Annotated in this window: 3 rRNA genes; all 3 read left to right on the forward strand. The window is 51.9% G+C overall.

The annotated features are described in order from the left end of the window. Positions 1–231: ribosomal RNA gene (locus DQ405_RS26960) — 23S ribosomal RNA — on the forward strand; the annotation flags it as partial. 125 nt (positions 232–356) lie between these two features. Continuing rightward, a 5S ribosomal RNA gene (gene rrf / locus DQ405_RS26965) occupies positions 357–471 on the forward strand. A 504-nt stretch (positions 472–975) separates the two neighbouring features. After that, positions 976–1,343, forward strand: a 16S ribosomal RNA gene (locus DQ405_RS26970); the annotation flags it as partial.

Genomic DNA, 1,343 nt, shown 5'->3' on the forward strand with positions numbered 1-1,343 from the left:
TGGACGAACCTCTGGTGTTCCGGTTGTCACGCCAGTGGCATTGCCGGGTAGCTATGTTCGGAAGCGATAACCGCTGAAAGCATCTAAGCGGGAAGCGCGCCTCAAGATGAGATCTCCCGGGGCACAAGCCCCCTGAAGGAACCATATAGACTATGTGGTTGATAGGTCAGGTGTGTAAGTACAGCAATGTATTGAGCTAACTGATACTAATGATCCGTGTGGCTTGACCATATAACCTCAAGTTGCCTTGGCCGACATGACATGTCGATAGATCCCAAGTGCACGCTACGTCACAAGACTTACGAGAGGCAGGCGCCTTAATCCGTTCCTTAGGATGGCGACGCTCCAACTGTCTCCCTGGTGAAATTAGCGCTGTGGAACCACCCGATCCCATCCCGAACTCGGAAGTGAAACGCAGCTGCGCCGATGGTAGTGTGGCCTAAGCCATGCGAGAGTAGGTCATCGCCAGGGTTTTTACCCCGAAAACCCCGCTGCTCATGCAGCGGGGTTTCCTTTTTATGTAAGCACATGGTTTTCATGCACTTACGCCGACAACTTCAAGACGAACTTCAAGTTCATCAAACAAGTTGTTGACAGATTCGAAAAGCCTGACATAATAGGCGGCTCGCAACGACGAAAGCCTCTAAGGCGAACGACGAAGCGGCATCGGCAACAACGGTTCACTTCGGTGAAACGGCCTTGAAAAAAGGTGTTGACGAAGCAGATAAGCCGGTCTACAATGGGCGGCTCGCAACGACGGAAACGTCGGGGCAAACGGAAGAAGGCGCTGAGGCCGATTCCAAAGTTCTTTGACAGTATGCGCAGGTATCTTGTGAAGGCGCCTGCAGGAAGGATGTATGTCCATCTTGCAGACGTTTGATCAAGCAACATATCAATTGTTTTAAAGCAAGCGAAACGTTGCCAGCGGTCAAGCATCTGCAGCTTTAAATTTTTAGTCTTCGGACTATGCGTTTTTAAGTGAAGAGTTTGATCCTGGCTCAGAGTGAACGCTGGCGGTAGGCCTAACACATGCAAGTCGAACGGCAGCACAGTAAGAGCTTGCTCTTATGGGTGGCGAGTGGCGGACGGGTGAGGAATACATMGGAATCTGCCTGGTAGTGGGGGACAACGTTTCGAAAGGAACGCTAATACCGCATACGTCCTACGGGAGAAAGCAGGGGACCTTCGGGCCTTGCGCTATCAGATGAGCCTAGGTCGGATTAGCTAGTTGGTGAGGTAATGGCTCACCAAGGCGACGATCCGTAACTGGTCTGAGAGGATGATCAGTCACACTGGAACTGAGACACGGTCCAGACTCCTACGGGAGGCAGCAGTGGGGAATA

The sequence above is a fragment of the Pseudomonas sp. SST3 genome, assembly GCF_003325755.1.